The sequence below is a fragment of the Streptomyces sp. NPDC032745 genome, assembly GCF_055579465.1.
Window position 1 is genome coordinate 256,771 of sequence record NZ_JBVING010000007.1, and the last position, 20,364, is coordinate 277,134.

The window sequence follows — 20,364 nt, forward strand, 5'->3', positions numbered from 1 at the left end:
GGACTCCCCTTGATCATAGGTTCGGCCGACCGGGATAGCATCCGGCGCATGGACGCAGCGCTCTTGCACACCGTCGCCGACGGGGTCGCCACGGTCGTCATCTCGCATCCCGCCAAGCGCAACGCAATGACCGCGGCGATGTGGCGGGCCCTCCCCGAGCTGCTGGACGGGCTCGCGGCCGACCCGGCCGTACGGGTGCTCGTCCTGACCGGAGCCGGTCCGACCTTCTGCGCGGGGGCCGACATCTCCTCACTGGCCGGGGACGCGGAACCGCAGGCCCTGGCCGTGGCGGCGGAGGAGGCCCTGGCCGCCTTCCCGAAGCCGACGCTCGCGGCGATCCGCGGATTCTGCGTGGGCGGCGGCAGCCAGCTGGCTGCCGCCTGCGATCTGCGCTTCGCGGAGGAGGGGGCGTCGTTCGGGGTGACCCCGGCGAGGCTGGGCATCGTCTACGCCGCGTCCTCGACCCGCCGGCTGGCCGCGCTGGTCGGCCCGGCGGTGGCCAAGTACCTCCTCTTCTCTGCCGAGTTGATCGACGCGGAGCACGCGTTGCGCGCGGGCTTCCTCAACGAGCTGCTGCCGGCCGGGCAACTGGACAAGCGGGTCGCGGACTTCGCCCGCATCCTGACCACCCGCTCGCAGCTGACGCAGGCGGCGGCCAAGGAGTTCGCGGACGGGCGCACGGACCGGGACGGTCACTGGGCGGAGCAGGCGGCCGGAAGCGGCGACACCGCGGAGGGCGTCGCCGCGTTCCTGGAGCGCCGTACCCCGTCGTTCGGCTGGACTACCGGGGGCCGAGCGGGTTGACCGCGCGCAGCCGCGCCACGATCTCGGCCGGGGCCTTGTCCGGCGAGCCGGCGTCGTAGGGCGGCTGGGGGTCGTACTCGGTCATGAGCTGGACGGTCTGGGCGTACTCGTCGCCGGCGATGCGGCCGAGGAGGCCGAGGCCCATGTCGATGCCGGAGGACACCCCGGCCGCGGTGACGTACTTCCCGTCGTACACGACGCGCTCGCCGGTGGGTTCGGCGCCGAAGGCGGGCAGCCGGTCCAGGTAGAGCCAGTGGCTTGCGGCCCGCCGCCCCTTGAGCAGCCCGGCGGCGGCCAGGAGGAGCGAGCCGGTGCAGACGGAGGTGGTCCAGGTGGTGGTGGCGTCGACGGCGCGCAGCCAGTCCACGACGGCCGGGTTCTCCATCTCCAACTCGGGGTGCGGCCCGCCGGGCACGATGACGATGTCGGGCCGGGTCACCTCGTCGAGCCCCTTGTCGGCGACGAGCGCGAGTGCACCGCTGTCGGTCCGCACCGGCCCGGGCCGCTCCGACACGAACACGACCTCGGCGTCGGGAAGCCGTCCGAGGGTGTCGAAGGGCCCGATGGCGTCGAGCGCGGTGAACCGGTCGTAGAGCAGGACTGCGATCTGCATGTTTCCTCCAGAGTGGTGAAGAATCGGGGCGACTACGCGGGGTCGGGACCGAAGCGGCGGCGGTATTCGGCCGGGGGCTGGCCCAGGGTTTTCACGAAAGCGCGGCGGAGGGCCTCCGGGGTGCCGTAGCCGCAGGCCCGGGAGATCTGAGCGACCCCGTCCCCCGTGTCCTCCAGGAGGCGCCGCGCGTGTTCCACGCGTACGCGCTCCACGTAGCGGCCGGGCGTGACCCCCGTCTCCGCCTGGAAGGCACGCGCGAAGTGCCGCGGCGACAGCCTGGCCCGCGCCGCCAGGGACTCCACGCTCAGGTCCGCCCCCGGATGCTCCGTGATCCACTGCTGCACCTCCCGCAGCGGATCCCGCTGCGCGGTCTGCGCCGCCAGCTGCGCGCTGAACTGCGCCTGGTTCCCGGGCCTGCGCAGGAACACCACCAGGTGCCGCGCGATGCCCAGCGCCAGCTCCCGGCCGTGGTCCTCCTCCACCAGCGCCAGCGCGAGGTCGATCCCCGCCGTGACCCCGGCCGAGGTGGCGACCGGGCCGTCCCGTACGTAGATCGGGTCCGGTTCGACGGTCACCGTCGGGTAGTCCCGGGCCATCTGCTCGCAGACGTACCAGTGCGTCGTGGCCCGCCGCCCGTCCAGCAGCCCGGCCTCGGCCAGCAGCAGCCCGCCCGTGCAGACGGACACCAGCCGCTCCGCGCCGCCCCCGTGCGCGCGGAGCCACCCGGTCAGCCGGGGCTCGAAGTCCCCCCGGTACTGCCCGCCCGGCACCAGCAGCGTGGTGCCCGCCCCCGGCCGCGCGCTCTCCAGCTCCCCGTCCGGGACCAGGGTGAGCCCGCTGCTCGTCCGTACGGACGCCCCGCCGGGGGACACCGTACGGATCACGTACCCGTCCCCCGCCCGACCCGGGAAGCGGGCGACGGCGGCGAACACCTCCACGGGACCGGTGACGTCCAGGCTCTGCACGCCGTCGTAGAGGACGACGAGCACGTTTCGCAACGACATGACCCCATGGTGTGACGCCCCGCCGATGGCCGCAATGACGTCCGTCCCACCTTTACGGCCACGGTCCGGCGGCGTGGAGGGGCGCGGATAGGATCGACGGACCATGACTGCAACCCTCGTCGCCAAGAACCTCACCGCCGCGCACGGTGAGCGCACGCTCTTCGCCGATCTCGACCTCGTCGTCGCCCCCGGCGACGTCATCGGCCTCGTCGGCGTCAACGGCGCCGGGAAGTCCACCCTGCTGCGCCTGCTCGCCGGCCTGGACACGCCCGAGACCGGTGAGCTGCGGCTCTCCCCGCCCACCGCCGCCGTCGGCCATCTGCCCCAGGAGCCGGAGCGGCGCCCCGAAGAGTCCGTACGGGACTTCCTGGCCCGGCGTACGGGCGTCGCCGCCGCCCAGGCGGCGCTGGACGCGGCGACCCAGGGCCTGGTCGACGGGACCCCGGGCGCGGACGACGCGTACGCGACGACGCTGGACCAGTGGCTGAACCTCGGCGGCGCCGACCTCGACGAGCGGGCCCAGGAGGTCGCCGACGAGCTCGGGCTCGCCGTCAGCCTGGACCTGCCGATGACCGCACTGTCCGGCGGCCAGGCGGCCCGCGCGGGCCTCGCCTCGCTGCTGCTCTCCCGCTACGACGTCTTCCTGCTCGACGAGCCGACGAACGACCTGGACCTGGAGGGTCTGGAGCGCCTCGAGCAGTTCGTGAAGGGCCTGCGCGCGGGCACGGTCGTGATCAGCCACGACCGCGAGTTCCTGACCCGGACCGTCACCAAGGTCCTCGAACTGGACCTGGCCCAGCAGCAGATCAACCTCTACGGCGGCGGCTACGACGCCTATCTGGAGGAGCGCGAGCGGTCCCGTACGCACGCCCGCGAGGAGTACGACGAGTACGCCGACAAGCGGGCGGCACTCGAAGGCCGGGCCCAGATGCAGCGCGGCTGGATGGACAAGGGCGTCAAGAACGCCCGCCGCAAGGCCACGGACAACGACAAGATCGGCAAGAAGTTCCGCAGCGAGGCGAGCGAGAAGCAGGCCTCCAAGGCCCGCCAGACGCAGCGCGCCATCGAGCGGCTCGAGGTCGTCGACGAGCCCCGCAAGGAGTGGGAGCTGCGCATGGAGATCGCGGCGGCGCCGCGCTCCGGCTCGGTCGTCGCCACCCTGAACGAGGCGGCCGTCCGGCGCGGGGACTTCTCCTTCGGCCCGGCCAGCCTGCAGATCGACTGGGCGGACCGGGTGGCGATCACCGGCGCCAACGGCGCGGGCAAGTCCACGCTGCTCGCCGTCCTCCTCGGCCGGCTGGTACCCGACTCCGGTGCGGCCACGCTCGGTTCGGGCGTGCTGATCGGCGAGGTGGACCAGGCGCGCGGCCTCTTCCTCGGGGACGAACCACTGCTGGAGGCCTTCTGCGCGGCGGTTCCGGACACCGAGCCGGCCGAAGTGCGGACCCTGCTGGCCAAGTTCGGCCTGAAGGCCGTGCACGTGCTGCGCCCGGCGGCCACGCTCTCCCCCGGCGAGCGCACCCGGGCGGCCCTGGCGCTGCTCCAGGGCCGCGGGGTGAACCTGCTGGTGCTGGACGAGCCCACGAACCACCTGGACCTTCCGGCGATCGAACAGCTGGAGTCGGCCCTGGAGGCGTACGAGGGCACCCTGCTGCTGGTCACGCACGACCGCCGGATGCTGGACGCGGTGCACGTGACCCGCCGCCTGGAGGTCGCGAACGGCAAGGTCACCGAGCTCTAGTCGGTGGCTCCGGGCTGCTGCTACTGCTGCGGCGCCCGGCGCTTGCGGGGCAGCCTCTCGGCCACGAAGCCCCGCGGCAGGTGCCGTGCGGCGAGCGCGTACGCCTGGTAGCGCCGGCCGGTGATGCTCACCGGCCGGCGAAGGGCCAGATCCCGCAGGGCCTTGGCCACGACGGCCTCGGGCTCCAGCCACACCGCCTCGCGCAGGGCGCTGACGTCCATCCCGGCCCGCGCCTGGAACTCGGTGCGGGTGAATCCCGGGACCACGGCGAGCACCCGGACCCCGTACGGCGCCATGTCCACCCGCAGGGACTCGCTGAACGCGGTGACCCAGGCCTTGGCGGCCCCGTACGTCCCGGTCGGCAGCAGCCCGGCCACCGAGGAGACGTTCACCACCGCGCCCCGGCGGCGCTCGCGCAGCCGCGGCAGCACGGCGTGGGTGAGCCGCAGCGGGACCTTCACCAGCAGGTCGAGCATCCGCTCCTCGTCCTCGACCGGGCTGTACGGGAAGGGTGCGGGGAGCCCGAAGCCCGCGTTGTTGACCAGGATGTCCACGGGCCGGTCCCGGTCGGCGAGCCGCTCGGCGACGGCCGTGCAGTCCGCGTCGTCCAGCAGATCGGCGGGCAGCACCTCGCTGGCCGTGCCGAACTCCCGGCCGAGCTCCCGGGCCACGGCTTCGAGGCGGTCCTTGTCGCGGGCGACCAGGACGAGGTCGCAGCCCTTGGCCGCGAAGCCGCGGGCGAAGGCGGCGCCGAGTCCGGCACTGGCCCCGGTGATCAGAACGGTCGTCAAGAGAACGTCACTTCCTACGGTTGTTCAGGGTTCGGGTCCTCAGGTCCCCGGGTCCTGCACGGCCTTCGGGCGCGCCGGGGTGAAGTCCGTGGTCGCCGGCGAGCCGTAGGCCTGCGCCACGTCGACCAGGAACCGGGCCTCGTCGTCGAGGTCGCCGCCCTCGGCGGAGGTCTGCATCGCGGCCGGCAGCTCCCAGGCGGCGTCCTCCCCCGGCTGTCCGGGGCGTCCGGCGAGCTTCGCCTGCCGCGCCTCCTTCAGTACGCAGGCCAGCGCGGCCGCGGTGCGCCGCTGCTCGGGGATCCCGTGCCCGGTGACATGGCTGCGGGCTTGCTCCGGGACGCCCGGGGCGACGTACTCGCCGAGGATCAGGATCGCGTCGCGGGTCTCGATCACCTTGCGGTACACCAGCAGGTTGCGCGGGACCGGCGGCCACAGCAGCTCCACGACCCGGCCGGCCCGCGGCTTGGTGAGGGCGACGTGCGGGACGGCCTGGACCAGGTCGTGCCACAGCGGCCACAGCCGCCAGGCGGTGGCGATGTCGGCGCTCGTGCGGCGCAGGACGAACAGGGTCGGCACGAGGATCGCGGCGGCGCGCAGCAGCCCGTGCAGGTTCATCATCAGCGGCAGGGCGGGCATCGCCCAGGTGCTGCCGAACAGGGCCTTGAGGAGGTACACGAACCAGAACAGGCCGGCGAGCGCGGTGCCGAGGCCGAAGAGCCGCAGCCCGGCGGCGAGGCCCCTGCTCTCGCTGCGGCGGCTGTAGCGCCAGCAGAGGGAGACGCAGGTGATGTTGGCGAGGAGGTGCGCGGAGATCAGGAACAGCCAGTACGCGAGGGACGGCACCGGATCGCCCTGCGGCGGGATGGTGTGCGTGCCGTGCGCGGGAGCGGCGGTGTCCAGCACCACGAGGATGGTCAGCCAGGCGGCCGTGCCCGTCCAGGCGGCGAGTTGGAGGACCCGGCCGCGGGTGGCGGCGGCGACGAAGTAGAGCACGGTGCCCGCGGAGAGCACGCCGATGAGGTTGCGGACGAGCCCGACGGTGTGCGCGTAGTCCGGGTCGCGCATCGCGTACGTGACGACGTCCGGGAGGTTCAGGGTCATCGCCGCGGCGGCGGTGGCGACGGCGAGCCACAGGCCGCGCTGCTGCGGGGAGCGCAGGGCGGCCGGGGCGCGCAGCAGGACCGCGGTCCAGAGGCAGATCACGCTGGGCACGGCGAGCCAGTCGCCGAAGGCGGTGAGTTCAGCGGCGCCCATGGTCCCCCCGCCCGTAACCCATGGCGGATTCCAGCCAGGCGAGGGTGCCGCGGGGTGCGGCGGCGGACTGCGGACAGGGGCTCGTCGTACGGATTCGGATCATGCTGGCGAGCATCTCCGCCTCCCGCTCCTGGCTGGTGGTGTAGTTGGTGCGGCCGAGGACGACCGGGGCCTGCCCGTCGGTGTCCTCCGCCTCCAGGGAGTGGTGGCCGAACAGGATGTGCCCGAGCTCGTGGAGCACGATGTGCTCGCGGTGGAGCGGGGTGGTCTGGGCCTCGTAGAAGACGTAGTCGACGGTGGCGGTGCCCACCCACAGCCCGCAGACCCCGGATTCCGCCGCCTCCTTGGGGAGCGGGTGCAGCCGGATGGGGCGCCCTCGCTGCTCGGCGATCCGGCTGCACAGCCCTTCGAGGGAAAAGGGATGCGTCAGATCCAGATGGCCGAGAATCTTCTCGCAGCGTTTACGGAGGCTGGGTTGCGAGTGGGGCATGTGATCCCTCTTCGGACCCTTTCGCGGGCAGCGTCGATAGGCGTGCGTGGGCGTGGGCATGGCGTCCTGTGCCTTCAAGGCGGCCTCTGGGAGTGGGGTCCTGAGGGGAGAAACGGAAGCCCGTTCACCAGTCGGCGAACGGGCGTTCCACCATGCCTACAGATCTTGTACGGGAATTCGCAAGGCAGCTGCCCAGGTGGGGTGCCTATTCGGCCACCCCGGAAGCCGCCCCACCGCCCGCCGTCGGCCAGAACCACACCCTCGGCGCTCCCCCGCCGCCCCGGGTCCCCCGGCCGGGTGCCGGGGAACCACGCCGGCGCTAGCGCTTGCGGCGGTCCTCGGGGGCGCCGGTGAGGCCGGCGCGGCGGAGGGCGTCCGCCATCGCGCTGTTGGCCGGGGCCGGGGAGCCGCTGCCGCCTTGGCGCTGGCCGCCCTGGCCGCCGCCCTGGCGCTGGCCACCGCCGCCCTGGCCGCCCTGGCGCTGGCCGCCGCCCTGGCCGCCTCCGCGCTGCTGCGGGGGACGGCCGCCGCCCCGCCGGTCCTGCCGGTCCTGGCGGTCCTCGCGCTGCCGGGGTGCGCCCGCCGAGCGGTCGGCCTCGTCCTCCAGCCGCAGGGTCAGCGAGATCCGCTTGCGCGGGATGTCCACGTCCATGACCTTCACGCGGACGATGTCGCCCGGCTTGACCACGTCCCGCGGGTCCTTGACGAAGTTCTTCGACAGCGCCGAGACGTGGGCAAGCCCGTCCTGGTGGACGCCGATGTCGATGAACGCGCCGAAGGCGGCCACATTGGTGACCACGCCCTCCAGGATCATCCCGGGCGCCAGGTCACCGATCTTCTCGACGCCCTCCTTGAAGGTGGCCGTCTTGAAGGCCGGCCGCGGGTCGCGGCCCGGCTTCTCCAGCTCGCGCAGGATGTCCGTCACGGTCGGCAGGCCGAAGGCCTCGGTGACGAACTGCTCCGGCCGCAGCGAGCGCAGTACGCCGGTGTTGCCGATCAGGGCCGCCACCTCGCTGCCGGCCGACTTGGCCATGCCCCGGACCAGCGGGTACGACTCGGGGTGCACGCTGGAGAAGTCCAGCGGGTCGTCCCCGCCGCGGATCCGCAGGAAGCCCGCACACTGCTCGTACGCCTTCGGGCCGAGCCGGGCCACGTCCTTGAGCGCCTTGCGGCTGCGGAAGGGGCCGTTGGCGTCGCGGTGGGCCACGATGTTCTCGGCGAGTCCGCCGCTGATGCCCGACACCCGCGAGAGCAGGGGCGCGGAGGCGGTGTTGACGTCCACGCCGACACCGTTCACACAGTCCTCGACGACTGCGTCGAGCGAGCGCGAGAGCTTCACCTCGGCGAGGTCGTGCTGGTACTGGCCCACGCCGATCGACTTGGGGTCGATCTTGACGAGCTCGGCGAGCGGGTCCTGGAGGCGGCGGGCGATGGAGACCGCGCCGCGCAGCGACACGTCCATGTCCGGGAGTTCCTGCGAGGCGAAGGCGGAGGCCGAGTACACGGAGGCGCCCGCCTCGGACACCATCACCTTGGTGAGCTTCAGCTCGGGGTGGCGGGTGATCAGGTCCCCGGCGAGCTTGTCGGTCTCGCGCGAGGCGGTGCCGTTGCCGATGGCGATCAGCTCGACCGCGTGCTCCTTCGCGAGGCGCGCCAGCTTCGCGAGGGCCTCGTCCCACTTGTTCGCGGGCACGTGCGGGTAGATCACGTCCGTGGCCACTACCTTGCCGGTGGCGTCCACGACGGCGACCTTCACGCCGGTGCGGAATCCCGGGTCGAGGCCGAGCGTGGCCCGGGTGCCGGCGGGGGCCGCGAGCAGCAGGTCGCGCAGGTTGGCGGCGAAGACCCGGACGGCCTCGTCCTCGGCGGCGGCGCGCAGCCGCATCCGCAGGTCGATGCCGAGGTGCACCTGGATCTTCGTACGCCAGGCCCAGCGGACGGTGTCGGCCAGCCACTTGTCGCCGGGGCGGCCGCGGTCGGCGACGCCGAAGCGGCGCGCGACCATGCCCTCGTACGTGGACGGGCCGGGGGCGGCCGCGTCCTCGGGGGCCTCGGGCTCCAGGGTGAGGTCGAGGACGTCCTCCTTCTCGCCGCGCAGCATGGCGAGGACGCGGTGCGAGGGCAGGGCGGTGAACGGCTCGGCGAATTCGAAGTAGTCGGCGAACTTGGCGCCCGCCTCCTCCTTGCCCTCGCGGACCTTCGCGGCGAGCCGGCCGCGGCCCCACATGCGCTCGCGCAGCTCGCCGATCAGGTCGGCGTCCTCGGCGAACCGCTCGGTGAGGATGGCGCGGGCGCCCTCCAGGGCGGCGGCCGGGTCCGCGACGCCCTTGTCGGCGTCCACGAACGCGGCCGCGGCGGCGGCCGGATCCACCGACGGGTCGGTCAGCAGGCCCTCGGCGAGCGGCTCCAGGCCGGCCTCGCGGGCGATCTGCGCCTTGGTGCGGCGCTTGGGCTTGAAGGGGAGGTAGATGTCCTCCAGCCGGGCCTTGGTGTCGGCCGCGTTGATCCGGGCCTCCAGCTCGGCGTCGAGCTTGCCCTGCTCCCGTACGGAGTCCAGGATCGCCGCGCGGCGGTCTTCGAGCTCGCGCAGATACCGCAGCCGCTCCTCGAGGGTGCGCAGCTGGGCGTCGTCGAGCATCTCGGTCGCTTCCTTGCGGTAGCGCGCGATGAACGGCACGGTGGAGCCGCCGTCGAGCAGCTCGACGGCGGCCTTGACCTGCCGCTCCCGTACGCCGAGCTCCTCGGCGATCCTGCCTTCGATGGACATCGTCACGATCGGGTCCCGCCTGCCTTCGTTTGCACTGGAAGGCTGCCAATTGTGGCAGGTGGCGGTGACGGGGTCCGGGAGCCCCGCGCTCGGGCCTGCGCCCGGCTTCCTCAGGCCTTGCCGAAGGCGTCGGCGGGGAAGGCTCCGGCGGCGAGGGCCTTCATGACGAATCCGCCGCCGAGTTCGGCGAGCCGGGCCAGGCCGTCCGCGCCGAGGTGCTCGTACGGGGCTGCGTCGAGGCGGTCGGTGTCGGTCTCCAGGCGCTCGCGTACGGCCTTGCCCTCCTCGGTGAGCTCGCCGTCGGAGTCGAGGATCCCGCGCTCGCGCAGCCGGTGGGCGGCGGCGTCGAGGTCGGACTGCTCCCAGCCGCGGATGGCCTTGATCCACTTCGGGGTCATGCCGCGGCCGGTGGCGGTGTGGCTGACCAGGGCCTCCAGCGGGTCCAGCCCGGCGAGGAGCAGGGCGGCGAGGTGGCCGTCGCCGCGGTGCTCGCGCAGCAGGGTGGTGGCGTGCCACAGGCGCAGGTGCGGCTCCTCGGGAACGGGGAGGTCGGCGTGGGCGGCGTACAGGGTCCGGGCGTGCCGGCTGCAGCCCTCGGTGGCGCGCAGGGCGAGGTCGGCGGCCTCGGCGAGCTCGGGGGACTCGACGGTCTCGTTGCCGAGCAGCCGGCGCAGGGTGCTGTCGGCGGCGCGCAGCCGGGCGTCGAGGGCCTGCTCGGGGGTGATCGTCTCCCAGACGGCGGGCAGGTGCCGGGCGACGAAGTCGTGGCGGTAGTTGTAGAAGGTGGCGGTGACCGTCCCGGCTCCGACGGCGCCCATGGCGGCGGACCGCGAGGCGAGGTTCACGGCGGGCCGCTCGGTGACACCGAGGGCGGCGAACTCCTTGCCCAGGTCGGGCGAGAAGTAGATGGTCGCGTGCAGCGGGTTGATCGCTGCATGCCAACAGTTGCGGGCGGCGCGCACAGGAATCGTCATACCGCTCAGGTTACCGACCGCTCAGTATGCAGGGTAGTCCGGGTCGCTCGCCGGACCGTGAAGGAAACGTGAGATTGGCCAGGGGGCTTGGCCGGCGTGCAGTTGCCGTGCATAGGATCGAGCCGATGCCAACGGGGAGGCGTGGACATGCCAGGAGATAGCAGTCAGGTGTCGGACCTGCAGGTCGCCATGCAGCTGAACCACGTGCCGGCCGATCCGAGCGGACCGACGGGGCCGACCGGGCCGGCCAAGCCGATGGGGCCGTTCGTTCCGGGCGGATCCGGGGACTTCGCTTCGACGCCGGCCGAGAAGAAGGCCGCGGCGGGCACGATCGAGACCGAGCTGGAGCCGAACACCAAGAGCGCCGCCGAGCACGCGGACGCGGACACCGGGACCGCCCAGAAGGGTTTCGAGGGCTGGGAGACGGCCGCCGGCCTGAAGAAGGTGGCGGACACCTGGGACCAGCAGGTGAAGAGCCTGATGGGCCGCCTGTCGGCGGAGAAGACCGCACTGCGCGGCGCCTCGGGTCTCTTCGCGAACAACGACACCGGCATCGGCAGCCAGTTCCTGTCGACGCAGTCGAAGCTGCACGGCCTCTCGCCGAACGGCAGCTAGCCGAACGGCACCAGACGGCCCACCACAGCCCATGACGGCCCGCGGGGAAGCTGCCCTGCGGGCCGTCGCCGGCTCCCGGCAGGGGCGCCGGCCGGCCGGCGTGACCACGGCCGCACTCACTTTCTGGCCTTTCTTCGGCACTTCGCCGCCCCGGGAGCCGGCGGTACGCGCACCCGGATCGGGCTCTTCGGGAGGGTGAGCGCCCGGCTGCGCCGCAGCCGGGGCCCGTTTCGGCCGCGGGCCCGTGACGGCCGAATGGCGATCGTGTGACAGCAGGGGCCATGGACATGACGTGGGGGGTCAGGCGTGAATACGGTCGAACGACAAGGCCTTGATCGGAACTGACTCCCTACCAATTGGAGCTCTTCGTGCACCGCAAAGTCATCGCCCCGAGCGTGCTCGCCGCTTCCCTCCTGCTGGTGATCCCGGCGTCGGCGGCGAGTTCGGTCCAAGGGGCCCCGGGTATCGGCGATCCCTACTACCCGGCCAGCGGCAACAGCGGATACGACGTGTCCCACTACGACCTGCGCCTGCAGTACCAGCCGAAGACGGACCTGCTGGAGGGCACCGCCACCCTGCTGGCCACCGCCAAGCAGGACCTCTCCCGCTTCAACCTGGACTTCGGCCTGAAGGTCAGCGAGATCCGGGTCAACGGCGCCAAGGCGAAGTTCGCCACGTCCGGGGACCACGAGCTGGAGGTGACCCCCGCCCAGCCGCTGCAGAAGGACAAGCCGGCGAGCGTCGTCGTCAAGTACGCCGGAAAGCCCTCGGAGTTCAAGATCGACGGCTGGTCGGCCTGGCAGCGCACCCCGGACGGCGGTGTCGCGGCGCAGGAGCCCGACTCGGCCGTCTGGTGGTTCCCGAGCAACGACCACCCGCTCGACAAGGCCACCTTCGACATCTCGGTCAACGTCCCCGACGGTACGCAGGCCATCAGCAACGGCGTGCTCCAGTCGCAGAGTTCCCGGCTCGGCTGGACCCGGTACAACTGGCGCTCGAACAAGCCGCAGGCCACGTACCTGGCAACCCTCGCCATCGGCAAGTTCGACGTCACCACCGACAAGACGGCGAGCGGGCTGCCCATCCTGAACGCCTACAGCAAGGACCTCGGCGACAACGCGGGCGCGGCGCGCGCGAGCGTGGAGCGGACCGGCGAGGTCGCCGAGTGGCTGGAGGGGGTCTTCGGGCCGTACCCCTTCAACGCCCTGGGCGGCTACGTGCCCAACGTGCCGTCGAGCTTCGCGCTGGAGACGCAGACCCGGCCGTTCTACAGCCCGAAGCAGTTCTCGAACGGCGCGAACGTCTCGGTGGTCGTGCACGAGCTGGCCCACCAGTGGTACGGCGACAGCGTGTCCGTCGACGGCTGGAAGGACATCTGGATCAACGAGGGCTTCGCCCGCTACAGCCAGTGGCTCTGGTCGGAGAAGGAGGGCGAGGGCACCGCACAGGAGCTCGCCGACTGGGCGTACGGGCTGCGCGCGGCGGACGACCCGTTCTGGCAGGTGAAGCCGGGCGACCCGGGCCCGGACAACCAGTTCCACGGGTCCGTCTACGACCGCGGCGCGATCGCCCTGCAGGCGCTGCGCAACGAGATCGGCGACGAGAAGTTCTTCCAGATCCTCAAGGGCTGGCCGGCCGAGCGGGCCTACGGCAACGCCAAGGTCGGGGACTTCGTCCGGTACGCGGAGAAGGTGTCGAACAAGCCGCTGGCCCAGCTGTTCGAGACCTGGCTGTACACCCCGGGCAAGCCGGCCTTCGCCCCGCCGGCCGCCGCGGCCCCGGGTGCCGCCTCGCCGAGCGCCCGGTCGCTCAAGGCGCCCGCCGCCAAGCCCGTGGAGCCGAAGTCCTGGAAGAAGATCGCCGAGACGAACACGATCCACGAGCACTGATTCCCGGTCGCGTACGACCGGGACCCGCGCGCCGGCGCCCTCAGGGGGTGCCGGCGCGCCACCGCTCCCGCGCCGCCCGCGCGATCGGCAGGTACCGCAGCCGTTCCGGGAGCAGCGGTACGAGGAGCCGTACGGCCGTGCTGAACCGCCTGAGCCTGCGCTCCTGCGCCGGGCTCCACTCCAGCCCGATGGCGGCGCGCGCGTCGGGCGGCATGTACCCGACGGTGACGAAGGCCCGGAAGTGCAGGAACGCCGCACGGAGCACCGGCCACGTGAGCCGCAGCAGCAGCCGCACCGGCAGCGAGCCGCCCTCGGGCCGGGGCAGCGGCACGTCCGTGGCGACCAGCTCGCGGGCGACCTTGGTGGGCTCGATCTCCTCGGCCAGCATCCGGCGGTAGTAGACCCAGTACTCCTCGATGCTCTGCGGCATGTCCCGGTCACGGACGCCGAGGATCCGGCCCACCTGGAGCCACTCCCGGTACAGCTGCCGCTCCTGGGCGGGGGTGAAGCGGCGCAGCAGGTAGCGCCCGGCGTACAGGTAGATCGGGAAACCGGTGGCGTGCACCCAGGAGTAGCAGGCGGGGTCGAGGGAGTGGTAGCGCCGGCCCCGGGTGTCGATGCCCTGGATCTCCTTGTGCAGGCGGCGCACCCGGCGGCCCTCCTCGGCGGCCTCCTCCCCGCCGTACACCCACAGCTGGACGGAGCGCAGCGAGCGCTCGCCGCGCCCCCAGGGGTCGGTGCGGAAGACCGAGTACTCGTCGACGCCGGCCCCGATCGCGGGGTGGGCGACCTGCATGGTGAAGGCGGCGGGCAGCATCAGCAGGGCCCGGACGTCCCCGGAGATGGTCCAGAGCACCCCGCCGGGCGCCGGCGGCTCGGGATCGGGGCGGCGCGCGGCCGTCGGTCCGGGTGCGGGAAGCCCTGTTTCTCTCATGGTTCCAGTATGCGAGTGCCAGACGTCCGCTCCCGGACAGAAAGTCTTGTCACGGGTGTTACCCAGAGGTAACCGCGGCTGCTTGGATGACGGAGTCGATCTCCCCCCTGCAGGAATGATGGAGACCTCATGCTGCCCACCAAGCTCCGCCCGCGCCGTGCCGCCGCCACGGCCGTTGCGGCGATCGCCGTCGGCGCGCTGGCCGCCACCAGCGCGCCGGCCGCCTCGGCCGCAGAGAGCGCCGCGGCCCCGCGGCTCAGCGTCCTGACGTACAACGTGTTCCTGATGAGCAAGAACCTCTACCCCAACTGGGGTCAGGACCACCGCGCTTCGGAGATCCCCAAGGCGTCCTTCTTCCAGGGCCACGACGTGGTCGTGCTCCAGGAGGCCTTCGACAACGGCGCCTCGGACGCCCTGAAGTCCAACGCCTCCGCGCAGTACCCGTACCAGACCCCGGTCGTCGGCCGCAGCAAGAGCGGCTGGGACGCGACGGGCGGCGCGTACTCCTCCACCACCCCCGAGGACGGCGGCGTCACGGTCCTGAGCAAGTGGCCGATCATCCGCAAGGAGCAGGTCGTCTACAAGGACGCCTGCGGCGCCGACTGGTGGTCCAACAAGGGCTTCGCCTACGTCGTGCTGAACGTCAACGGCACCAAGGTCCACGTGGTCGGCACCCACGCGCAGTCCACCGACCCGGGCTGCGGCGCGGGCGAGGCGGCGGACATGCGCGCCCGCCAGTTCAAGGCGATAGACGCCTTCCTGGACGGCAAGAACATCCCGGCGGACGAGCAGGTCATCGTCGCGGGCGACATGAACGTCGACTCCCGCACCCCCGAGTTCGCGTCGATGCTCGCCAATGCCGACCTGGCGAACTCCGACTCGCGCACGGGCCACCCGTACTCCTTCGACACCGCGCTGAACTCCATCGCGAACTACCGCTACCCGACCGACCCGCGCGAGGACCTGGACTACGTCCTCTACCGCAAGGGCAACGCCCGCCCGGCGGGCTGGGAGAACAACGTGGTCAAGGAGCAGTCGGCGCCCTGGACGGTCTCCAGCTGGGGCACCTCGTACACGTACACCAACCTCTCCGACCACTACCCGCTGATCGGCCGATAGGTCGTGTCGGCCTAGGGAGTGTCGTCAAAGTAGCGTCGGCCGCCCGGAAGGGCGGGGCTGGCGGGGTCTGGTGCGTGCGATCGCAAGGCGGAGGAGGGAAGCGACGCGGAGCGTCGGTGACTGACGACAACGCGGCGAGCGTGCGTGCCAGACCCCGCCAGCCAGACGGGACTTTGACGACACGGCCTAGTCCGCGCTCCCGCGGGTGCCTCCGCACGACGGGCACCCGCGGGACCGCCCCCGCGCGCAGCTCAGTCGTCGGCGTCGGCCTTCGCGCGGCGCCATTCCGCCGCGTACTCCTGGAAGATCGCCCGCAGGTGGTGGCCGACCTTGAGGTAGTCCAGGTCGTCGAGGTTGGCCAGGGAGACGCGCACCGACCACTGCGGTCCGTCGAAGCCGCCGCCGTTCAGGAGGACCACCGAGGTCTGTTCCGCGAGGCGGAACAGCGGGTCGACCGGCTCGTAGTTCTTCTCCAGGAAGTCCGCGAAGTCCTTGCCGTGGACGCGTTCCGCCTCGGCCAGCAGGTCGAGTTCCACGTAGTAGCCGGCCCGCCCGTCGTCGTCGGGGATCTTCATCTGCGCGCCCTCCAGCAGGAGGTCGAGGCGGCGCCGGACGATCCCGCGGATGCGTTCCTTGTACTCCTGGCCCTCGTCCAGCAGGTCGAACAGCGAGAAGAGCACCATCAGCGCCTGCTGCGGCGGGGAGAGTCCCGCCGTGTGGTTGAGGGCCACCGAGCGGGAGTCCGCGACCATCCGGTCGATGAAGCGGATCCCCTCCGGCTCCGGGCCGAGCGAGCCGTACCGCCGGGCGAGCCGGTCCTTCTGCTCCTGCGGCAGCTCCGCGATCATCTCGTCGATGACGTTGTCGTCGTGCAGGCCGATGACGCCGAGCCGCCAGCCGGTCGCCCCGTAGTGCTTGGAGTACGAGTACACCAGCAGCGTGTTGCGCGGGAGTTCGGCGGCGAGTGAGCGGAACCCGGGCACGAAGGTGCCGTACACGTCGTCGGTGACGATCAGCAGCCGCGGGTTGGCCGTGGCCACGATCTCCTTGATCTGCTGCGCCACCCGGTCGCTCAGCGCCAGGGACGGCGGGTTGCTCGGGTTGACCAGGCAGACGAGCTTGACCTCCGGGTCGGCGAGCTTGGCGACCTCCTCCGCCGGATAGCGCCACTGGCGCACGCCCGTCTCGGCGAACGGGCTCGCGCTGACGTCGACCAGCTCGAACTCGAAGGTGTCGAGGCCGGGGATCTCGACGTACGGGGCGAACACCGGGGTCATCAGGGCGATCTTGTCGCCCTTGCGGAGGATCCCGTTCTGTACGAGCGAGTCGAAGATGTAGCACACGGCGGCCGTGCCGCCCTCGGTCGCGAACAGCGACAGGCGGTCCACGGCCGGCCGGTCGCCGAAGATCTCGAAGTCGAGGTAGCCGCGGACGACCTGCTCGGCGTGGACCAGCATCCGGTCCGGCACCGGGTAGTTGTCGCCGGTGACGGCATCGGTCAGCTCGTGCACGAAGGCGTCCTGGTCGAATCCCCACCTCGACAGGGCGTACGCGACGCACGCGGCCAGCAGCTCGGTGCCGGGCAGGTCCGGGTGGCGCCGGATCCACGCGTCGAACCGCTTCCCGATCCCCTGCCGCTCGGGCATCCCGCCGAGGTGGTCGGCGGTCCACACGCGCCGGGACTCGTCCAGGGCGAAGTGGCCGAGGGCGTGGAAGGCCTCGCGGGGGCCGGTGGCGATCCAGTTGGGGTTGCCGCGGCCCGCGTTGAGCATGGCCCGGGCGGCGGTGCCCTTCTGGCCCGGCTCGTCGGCCTGGGCCGCCTGGGCGAGCTGGATGAACCTGTCCTTCAGCTCGAACGGGCTGAGCTGCGCGAGGGCCTGGATCTCCTCGCGGCTGAAACGGGGCTCCGGCATCCTCCCACCCTCGTCCGGTGGGCGGCGCTGCGCCCACCGGACGGGGCCATCCGGGCTACACCGCCCCGGGCGATCCCTCGTGCGCGTCCCCGTACGGCTCCTCGTACGGCTCCTCGTGCGGCTCCTCGTACAGCCCGTCGATCAGGGCTCCGTACTTCTCCCGGACCACCCGGCGGCGCAGCTTCAGCGACGGGGTGAGCTCCCCGGTCTCCGGGCCCCACTCCTGCGTCAGCAGCCGGTACCGCTTGATCTGCTCGGTCCGGTTGAGCCGGCTGTTGGCCGCCGCGACCGCGCGGGCGACCTCCTCCCGGACGGCCGGGTGCGCCGCGATCCCGGCGAGCGAGCCGGCCTCGATGCCGCGGGCCGCCGCCCACGCCGGGGCCAGCTCCCCGTCCAGCACCAGCAGGGCGACGAGGTAGGAACGGCCGTCGCCGTGCACCAGGGCCTGGCCGATCAGCGGATGCTCCTTGACGGTGTTCTCCACCAGGGCGGGAGAGACGTTCTTGCCGTTCGAGGTGATGATGAGTTCCTTCTTGCGGTCGGTCAGCCAGAGGAACCCGTCCTCGTCGAGGCGGCCGATGTCCCCGGTCGGGAACCAGCCCTCCGTGTCGTGCGCGCTCTCCACCGACCCGTCGGGCCGCAGGTAGCCGCCGAAGACGGTCCCACCCCGCGTGAGGATCTCCCCGTCTTCGGCGAGCCGCAGCTCGAGCCCCTCGATCGGGCGCCCCACCGAGCCCAGCCGGAAGCCGTCCGGGCTGTTGACCGTGCACACGCCCGAGGTCTCGGTGAGCCCCCAGGCGTCCATGATGGTGATCCCCCAGCCCGCCCAGAACCGCACGACGTCGATCGGCATCGGCGCGGTGGCGCTGGCCGTCCACTGGAGCCGGTCCAGCCCGGCCAGGCCCAGCAGCGGGTCCAGTACCTGCTCCTTGGCCCGGGCGTACGAGGCTTCGAGCGCGGCCGGGATCTCCTCGCCGCGCTCCCGGTGGCCCGCCCGGGCACGGGCGAGGTCGTTCGCGGCCTCGATGGCCTCCCGCTGCGCGGCCGGAAGCTGCGCGAGCACGGCCCGTACGGACGCGGCGAGCTTTTCCCACACCCGGGGCACGCCGAAGAACTGCACCGGGTGCAGCTCGCGGACGGCACTCCCCACGGCGGCGGGATCGGCGACGAGCCGGACGTGGGCGGCCCGCAGCAGCGGCAGGTATATGCCGAGGATCCGCTCGGCGATGTGCGCGAACGGCAGGTAGCAGATGTGCTCGGCGTGCTCGGGCAGGTCCACGCGCCCGTCGAGGCGGACGGACTGGAGCATGATGTTGCGGTGGGTCAGCCGGACGCCCTTGGGGTCGCCGGTGGTGCCGGAGGTGTAGACGACGGTCAGCGGGTCCTCGGGGCGGGTCTCCCGCCAGGCCTTCTCGAAGGCGTCGGGGCGGTGCGTACGGGCGCCGCTCGCGTGCAGCGAGCCGTACGTGCGGTGCGTACCCGCATCGGCGGCCTCGGCTACGACCAGCCGCTCCAGCGGCACCTGCCCGTCGGCGAGCAGCGGTTCCCACCGGGCCAGCTCACGGGCGCCCTCGAGGACGGCGACCCGGGCCCGGCTGTGGCGGGCGATGTGGGCGATCTGCTCGGGCGCGGAGGTCCCGTACACGGTGACGGGGACGGCGCCGAGGTGGACGAGGGCGAGGTCGCTGAGCCAGTGCTCGGGGCGGTTGCCCATCATGATCAGGACGTGTTCGCCGCGTTCGACGCCGAGGGCGGCGTATCCGGAGGCGAGGACGGCGACCTTGCGGCGGACCTCGGTCCAGCTGAGGGTCGTCCAGCCATCGCCCTCGCGCCACGAGAGGGCGGGGAGATCCCCGTACTCGGCGGCGTTGCGCGCCAGCAGCGCGGGGAGGGTGAGCTCTTCGGGTCGTCCGGGCAGTCGCAGTTTCGTGGTCATGGGCAGCTCCTGGCCGTTTCACATCGTTGGTGCGACAGCAATACTGTTGAGCTGTACTTACGAACGGGCACGCGCGGAACAGAGAGCGAGGCGGAGACCATGACCACCCGGGCACCCGAACCCACGCTCACCGTCGACGAGCTGGCCGCCCGGGCGGGTGTGACCGTCCGCACCGTACGGTTCTACAGCACGCGCGGGCTTTTGCCCCCTCCCGTGATCGGCCCCCGTCGGGTGGGGCACTACGGCCCGGAGCACCTCTCGCGGCTGGCCCTGATCGAGGAGTTGCAGCACCAGGGCATGACCCTGTCGGCCATCGGGCGGTACCTGGACGCGCTGCCGGACGACCTGAGCCCGCACGACCTGGCGATCCACCGGGCGCTGGTGGCCGCCTGGGCCCCGGACTCGGCGCTGGAGTCCTCGCGGGAGGAGCTGGAGAAGCGGGCCGGGCGCACCCTGACGGACACGGACATCCGGCGGCTGACGGCGATGAACGTGCTGGCACCGGCCCCGGAGGGCTTCCGGGTGGACGTGGGGCTGCTGCGGCTGGGGGTCGCGCTGCTCGACGTGCCGATCGCGCACGAGACGATCCTGGTGGCGCGCAAGGTGCTGCTGGAGCACGCGCGGACGGCGGCGCACCAGCTGACCGCGCTGTTCCGGGACGAGGTGTGGGGGCCGTTCACGGAGGGCGAGAGCGATCCGGAGCGGGTGGAGTCGATGAAGGCCCTGTCGGCGCACATGCAGCCGATGGTGGTGCAGGCCCTGGTGACCGCGTTCCAGCGCTCGCTGAGGGAGGAACTGCGGGCGGCGTTCGTCTCGGAACCGGAGGCGGGGAGGACCGACTGATCCGTACCTCGGAGCGGTGGACAGGAGCGGGCAGTGTTGGACGGTCACCGACCCTGCAGGGCCTGGAAAGTGGACACCGCCCGACGCGAGTCTGTGTGCCATGAATCCTGCACGTACGACCACGACGTCCCGCGCGCTCCGCGCCATGACGGTACTGACCGCCGCCGCAGCCCTCTGCGCCACCGCCCCCGCCGCCCACGCCGCACAGGACGGCGACCGGCGCGCGCCGGGGATCGTCACCGCCTGGGCCCGTGCCTGGAACGGCACCGAACCCCAGGCGCTCGGCGCCCTGTTCACCTCCGACGGCACGTACACCGATGAAGCCGTGGCCGTCACCTTCCGTGGCCGAACGGAGATCGCAGGGTGGAAGGCCCGCGCCGACAGCCTCATCGACAACGTCCACGTCACGATCCGCGCCACCCACCGCGACGGCGACCGCATCACCGTCCGGGCCGTCTACTCCGGCCGGCTCAAGGGCGCACCCAAGCCGTTCGCCGTGCCGATGACCACCCTGCTCGACCTCGACGAGAACCACTGCCGGATCGCCTCCGACCGGGACCACTACAGCCTGGCCGCCGTCCTCCGCCAGTCCGGCCTGCCCGCCGACTGGACCCCGCCCGCCGCCTGACGGCAGCCGGAGCACACGCCCCGGGCCCGCTCGTGGGCGGGCCCGGGGC

General features: G+C 72.3%; 17 protein-coding genes. 7 read left to right on the forward strand and 10 right to left on the reverse strand.

The genetic code is table 11. From position 1 onward, the window contains the following. The first annotated feature begins 48 nt into the window (after positions 1-48). Positions 49-804, forward strand: coding sequence for an enoyl-CoA hydratase/isomerase family protein (locus ACZ5WG_RS20305; RefSeq protein ID WP_468724828.1), 756 nt, complete (start codon positions 49-51; stop codon positions 802-804). Here the strand turns inward: ACZ5WG_RS20305 and ACZ5WG_RS20310 are convergent. Continuing rightward, positions 782-1,417, reverse strand: a complete 636-nt coding sequence (locus ACZ5WG_RS20310) for a DJ-1/PfpI family protein (protein WP_468724829.1) — start codon at positions 1,415-1,417, stop codon at positions 782-784. The two genes, ACZ5WG_RS20305 and ACZ5WG_RS20310, sit on opposite strands and share 23 nt — an antisense overlap. 32 nt (positions 1,418-1,449) lie before the next feature. After that, a complete protein-coding gene (locus ACZ5WG_RS20315) occupies positions 1,450-2,421 on the reverse strand; it encodes a GlxA family transcriptional regulator (protein ID WP_468724830.1) in 972 nt (323 codons plus the stop codon). A 103-nt stretch (positions 2,422-2,524) separates the two neighbouring features. Between ACZ5WG_RS20315 and ACZ5WG_RS20320 the strand changes: the two genes are divergently transcribed. Beyond that, the gene (locus tag ACZ5WG_RS20320) at positions 2,525-4,162 is read left to right on the forward strand and encodes an ABC-F family ATP-binding cassette domain-containing protein (protein WP_468724832.1); all 1,638 of its coding nucleotides are present in this window, start codon (positions 2,525-2,527) and stop codon (positions 4,160-4,162) included. Between the two features lie 20 nt (positions 4,163-4,182). On the opposite strand, the gene ACZ5WG_RS20325 is transcribed toward ACZ5WG_RS20320, so the two are convergent. The 5 genes from ACZ5WG_RS20325 to ACZ5WG_RS20345 all read right to left on the reverse strand — a co-directional run bounded on the left by ACZ5WG_RS20325 (position 4,183) and on the right by ACZ5WG_RS20345 (position 10,438). Beyond that, positions 4,183-4,953, reverse strand: a complete 771-nt coding sequence (locus ACZ5WG_RS20325) for an SDR family NAD(P)-dependent oxidoreductase (RefSeq protein WP_468724834.1) — start codon at positions 4,951-4,953, stop codon at positions 4,183-4,185. Positions 4,954-4,992: 39 nt separating this feature from the next. Further along, complete coding sequence (locus ACZ5WG_RS20330) at positions 4,993-6,207, reverse strand: MAB_1171c family putative transporter (RefSeq protein WP_468724835.1); 1,215 nt, start codon at positions 6,205-6,207, stop codon at positions 4,993-4,995. After that, positions 6,194-6,697 carry a hypothetical protein gene (locus tag ACZ5WG_RS20335; protein WP_468724837.1) on the reverse strand — a complete coding sequence of 168 codons (504 nt, stop codon included), beginning with the start codon at positions 6,695-6,697 and terminating at the stop codon, positions 6,194-6,196. The genes ACZ5WG_RS20330 and ACZ5WG_RS20335 overlap by 14 nt, the downstream gene beginning before the upstream one ends. Positions 6,698-7,016: 319 nt before the next feature. Further along, the gene (locus ACZ5WG_RS20340; RefSeq protein ID WP_468724839.1) at positions 7,017-9,470 is read right to left on the reverse strand and encodes a Tex family protein; all 2,454 of its coding nucleotides are present in this window, start codon (positions 9,468-9,470) and stop codon (positions 7,017-7,019) included. A gap of 104 nt (positions 9,471-9,574) precedes the next feature. Further along, positions 9,575-10,438, reverse strand: coding sequence for an SCO6745 family protein (locus tag ACZ5WG_RS20345; RefSeq protein WP_468724840.1), 864 nt, complete (start codon positions 10,436-10,438; stop codon positions 9,575-9,577). 168 nt (positions 10,439-10,606) lie between these two features. Here ACZ5WG_RS20345 and ACZ5WG_RS20350 point away from each other — a divergent pair, with 168 nt between their 5' ends. Together ACZ5WG_RS20350 and ACZ5WG_RS20355 are read left to right on the forward strand one after the other, a co-directional pair. After that, positions 10,607-11,053: a hypothetical protein gene (locus tag ACZ5WG_RS20350; RefSeq protein WP_468724841.1), complete on the forward strand. Its 447-nt coding sequence runs from the start codon at positions 10,607-10,609 to the stop codon at positions 11,051-11,053. A 368-nt stretch (positions 11,054-11,421) separates the two neighbouring features. Further along, positions 11,422-12,942 (forward strand): M1 family metallopeptidase, encoded by a 1,521-nt coding sequence (locus ACZ5WG_RS20355; protein WP_468724843.1) that lies wholly within the window; start codon positions 11,422-11,424, stop codon positions 12,940-12,942. A 40-nt stretch (positions 12,943-12,982) separates the two neighbouring features. On the opposite strand, the gene ACZ5WG_RS20360 is transcribed toward ACZ5WG_RS20355, so the two are convergent. Beyond that, positions 12,983-13,876: an oxygenase MpaB family protein gene (locus ACZ5WG_RS20360; protein ID WP_468724844.1), complete on the reverse strand. Its 894-nt coding sequence runs from the start codon at positions 13,874-13,876 to the stop codon at positions 12,983-12,985. A 129-nt stretch (positions 13,877-14,005) separates the two neighbouring features. Here ACZ5WG_RS20360 and sph point away from each other — a divergent pair, with 129 nt between their 5' ends. Then, positions 14,006-14,995 carry a sphingomyelin phosphodiesterase gene (sph, locus tag ACZ5WG_RS20365; RefSeq protein ID WP_468724846.1) on the forward strand — a complete coding sequence of 330 codons (990 nt, stop codon included), beginning with the start codon at positions 14,006-14,008 and terminating at the stop codon, positions 14,993-14,995. Between the two features lie 251 nt (positions 14,996-15,246). Here sph and ACZ5WG_RS20370 read toward each other — a convergent pair whose 3' ends face one another. Then, complete coding sequence (locus tag ACZ5WG_RS20370) at positions 15,247-16,908, reverse strand: bifunctional aspartate transaminase/aspartate 4-decarboxylase (protein WP_468724847.1); 1,662 nt, start codon at positions 16,906-16,908, stop codon at positions 15,247-15,249. A gap of 55 nt (positions 16,909-16,963) precedes the next feature. After that, positions 16,964-18,844 (reverse strand): AMP-dependent synthetase/ligase, encoded by a 1,881-nt coding sequence (locus tag ACZ5WG_RS20375; protein ID WP_468724849.1) that lies wholly within the window; start codon positions 18,842-18,844, stop codon positions 16,964-16,966. A 99-nt stretch (positions 18,845-18,943) separates the two neighbouring features. Here ACZ5WG_RS20375 and ACZ5WG_RS20380 point away from each other — a divergent pair, with 99 nt between their 5' ends. Both ACZ5WG_RS20380 and ACZ5WG_RS20385 read left to right on the forward strand, forming a co-directional pair. Beyond that, positions 18,944-19,687: a MerR family transcriptional regulator gene (locus tag ACZ5WG_RS20380; protein WP_468724850.1), complete on the forward strand. Its 744-nt coding sequence runs from the start codon at positions 18,944-18,946 to the stop codon at positions 19,685-19,687. Positions 19,688-19,787: 100 nt separating this feature from the next. Then, a complete protein-coding gene (locus ACZ5WG_RS20385; RefSeq protein WP_468724852.1) occupies positions 19,788-20,315 on the forward strand; it encodes a nuclear transport factor 2 family protein in 528 nt (175 codons plus the stop codon). The last annotated feature ends 49 nt before the right edge of the window (positions 20,316-20,364 follow it).

Excerpts from the sequence above, each read along its gene's own strand:
- ACZ5WG_RS20305 (WP_468724828.1), top strand. The coding sequence starts at position 49 with ATGGACGCAGCGCTCTTGCACACCGTCGCCGACGGGGTCGCCACGGTC.
- ACZ5WG_RS20310 (WP_468724829.1), bottom strand. The coding sequence starts at position 1,417 with ATGCAGATCGCAGTCCTGCTCTACGACCGGTTCACCGCGCTCGACGCC.
- ACZ5WG_RS20315 (WP_468724830.1), bottom strand. The coding sequence starts at position 2,421 with ATGTCGTTGCGAAACGTGCTCGTCGTCCTCTACGACGGCGTGCAGAGC.
- ACZ5WG_RS20320 (WP_468724832.1), top strand. The coding sequence starts at position 2,525 with ATGACTGCAACCCTCGTCGCCAAGAACCTCACCGCCGCGCACGGTGAG.
- ACZ5WG_RS20330 (WP_468724835.1), bottom strand. The coding sequence starts at position 6,207 with ATGGGCGCCGCTGAACTCACCGCCTTCGGCGACTGGCTCGCCGTGCCC.
- ACZ5WG_RS20335 (WP_468724837.1), bottom strand. The coding sequence starts at position 6,697 with ATGCCCCACTCGCAACCCAGCCTCCGTAAACGCTGCGAGAAGATTCTC.
- ACZ5WG_RS20345 (WP_468724840.1), bottom strand. The coding sequence starts at position 10,438 with ATGACGATTCCTGTGCGCGCCGCCCGCAACTGTTGGCATGCAGCGATC.
- ACZ5WG_RS20360 (WP_468724844.1), bottom strand. The coding sequence starts at position 13,876 with ATGAGAGAAACAGGGCTTCCCGCACCCGGACCGACGGCCGCGCGCCGC.
- sph (WP_468724846.1), top strand. The coding sequence starts at position 14,006 with ATGCTGCCCACCAAGCTCCGCCCGCGCCGTGCCGCCGCCACGGCCGTT.
- ACZ5WG_RS20370 (WP_468724847.1), bottom strand. The coding sequence starts at position 16,908 with ATGCCGGAGCCCCGTTTCAGCCGCGAGGAGATCCAGGCCCTCGCGCAG.
- ACZ5WG_RS20375 (WP_468724849.1), bottom strand. The coding sequence starts at position 18,844 with ATGACCACGAAACTGCGACTGCCCGGACGACCCGAAGAGCTCACCCTC.
- ACZ5WG_RS20380 (WP_468724850.1), top strand. The coding sequence starts at position 18,944 with ATGACCACCCGGGCACCCGAACCCACGCTCACCGTCGACGAGCTGGCC.
- ACZ5WG_RS20385 (WP_468724852.1), top strand. The coding sequence starts at position 19,788 with ATGAATCCTGCACGTACGACCACGACGTCCCGCGCGCTCCGCGCCATG.